The sequence below is a fragment of the Mesorhizobium sp. M1E.F.Ca.ET.041.01.1.1 genome (assembly GCF_003997355.1).
Classification (GTDB): Bacteria; Pseudomonadota; Alphaproteobacteria; order Rhizobiales; family Rhizobiaceae; genus Mesorhizobium.
On sequence record NZ_RZSL01000826.1, the window covers coordinates 1 to 2099 of the forward strand.

Annotated in this window: 3 protein-coding genes; all 3 read right to left on the reverse strand. The window is 63.6% G+C overall.

All coding sequences use genetic code 11. The features are described 5' to 3' along the window. A partial coding sequence (locus EOA38_RS34695) for a response regulator (RefSeq protein WP_127301345.1) occupies nucleotides 1-1085 on the reverse strand: 1085 nt, incomplete at its 3' end. A 13-nt stretch (nucleotides 1086-1098) separates the two neighbouring features. Beyond that, nucleotides 1099-1374: a hypothetical protein gene (locus tag EOA38_RS34700; RefSeq protein WP_127301346.1), complete on the reverse strand. Its 276-nt coding sequence runs from the start codon at nucleotides 1372-1374 to the stop codon at nucleotides 1099-1101. Nucleotides 1375-1378: 4 nt separating this feature from the next. After that, a partial coding sequence (locus EOA38_RS34705; protein ID WP_145966226.1) for a type II and III secretion system protein family protein occupies nucleotides 1379-2099 on the reverse strand: 721 nt, incomplete at its 5' end.

The following is a 2099-nucleotide window of genomic DNA, read 5'->3' on the forward strand; positions in this document are numbered from 1 at the left end:
ATATCATGCAGCGGCACGCCGCGGTCGACGGCCTCGCGCACCAGCCGGTAATTGTTGGAGATGCCGCCGACAAAATGCTCGCCGAGAATATCCTGGACGTCGGCCTGCTTGATGCCGTTGTCGAACATCTTCTGCTCGAAGCGATTGACGATGACGTTGGGCTTCACTTCCTTGCCGGCCGTCTCGTAGATGGCCTGGATAAGGCGCTGCGTGTGGCGCAGGCAAGGCACGGTCATCTCGGCCACGATATAGAGCTTGTTGGAGCCGAGCAGCACCGTCTCGGTCCACGGAAACCAGGTGCGCGGCATATCGATGACGACATTGTCGAAATAGGCCGAGACGAGGTCGAGCATGCGCACCACGACGTCGGTCTTGAAAGACCGCATTTCCGACGGACGCGTCGGCGCGGCGAGCACACAAAGCCCGCTTCGATGTTTGGACAGCATCACGTCCAGCAACTGCCGGTCGAGGCGCTCGGGCTGGTTCTCGATTTCGGTGATGTCGAAACGCGGCTCGAGGTCGAGATATTCGGCGCAGGCACCCTGCTGGAAATTGAGGTCGACCACGCAGGTCGAGGCGCCGCGCGTCACCGAATGATGCAGCTGGAAGGCGGTCTGGAGCGCAAGCGTGGTGGTGCCGACGCCTCCGGCGGCCGGCATGAAGGTGTATATCTGCGACTCGCTGTTTTCCTCCCGCCCCGGCCCCTGCAACGCTCGGATGACGGAACGCACCAGATCGGCGGTGGTGATCGGCTTGACCAGGAAGTCGGCGACCTTGAGCTGCACCAGGATGCGCACCGCCGCGGCATTGAACTCCTGCGTGACGACGATCACCGGAACGCGGCCTTCCAGCCGGCGCATGATACGCTGCAGCGACTCGATCTCCTCGAGCTTGGCGGCGTCCATGTCGACGATGACGGCGCCGAAGTCGGTTTCCTGGACCTCGCCACGCAGCTCGTTGACGCTTTTCTCCACCGTCAAAAGCTCGATGACCTCGGAGGCCGCGAAAGCTGTTCGCGTATCCTGCGAAAACGCCCGGTCGGTGGAAACGAGCAGGATCTTCCTGGTGTTGGTGCCCGATGCCATGGTCGTCAGCCCGTCAGTTCGATGCCGTTGATGCTGATGTCGTTGGAGCCGTCCCCGAACCGGCTTTCGCGCCGGCGGCACTGGTCGAGGAACTCGCGCTCTGCGCCGGAACCAGAAGCCTGGTGTTCTGGACGCCGTACTGCCAGGGGTCGACCATCTGCATGACCGTGTTGGACGCCTGGGCGTTGCCGGCCGCCGGCGTCACGCCTTCGGTGCGCACGTAGTCGTCGCTGGTGCACCCGGCGAGGGCGCCGGCGAGCAGCAAGGCGATGCAAGGAGCCAGACGCATGGGCTCAATCCTTCGGCAGATCGAGGAAGTGACCGGACGTCGTGGCGGCCACCGGGCGGGCTGCACTGCCGTCGGCCAGCGCCACGGGGCGCTTGGGCGCCGAGGCATTCACTTCCTCGGTGTTGTTCAGGAAGTAGTCGACATTGCTTGCCGGCCGCGTCCCGTCGGTCGGCTCGACCATCTTCTTCGACGGATCGACCGGCTTGACCAGGTAAGGCGTGACGATGATCACCAGGTCGGTCTCGCGCCGCTGATAGGATTTCGAGGAGAACAGCGGACCGAGCACCGGCAGCTTGCCGAGCCCCGGCAGGCGCGAGGTGGTGATGTCGTTCTGCGACTGCAAAAGGCCGGCGATCATGAAGCTCTGGCCATTCTTCAGGTCGACCGAAGTCTTGGCCCGGCGCACGATGAAGGCCGGGATGGAAATGCCGCTGCTGACCTCGATGGAGGCAGAAGTGTCGATCGAGGATACTTCCGGCGCGATGTCGAGGCTGACCAGCCCGTCCTTGAGAACGGTCGGCGTGAAATCCAGGCCGACGCCGTATTTCTTGTAGGTGACACTGATCTTGCCGTTGTCTTCGGAAACCGGGATCGGGAACTCACCGCCGGCAAGGAAGCTCGCCGTTTGGCCGGAGCGCGCGATCAGGTTCGGTTCGGCCAGCCGTCGAGCCAGGCCGCGCTCTTCCAGCGCCTTGATGGCGATGTCGATCGAGACGCCGTTGGAG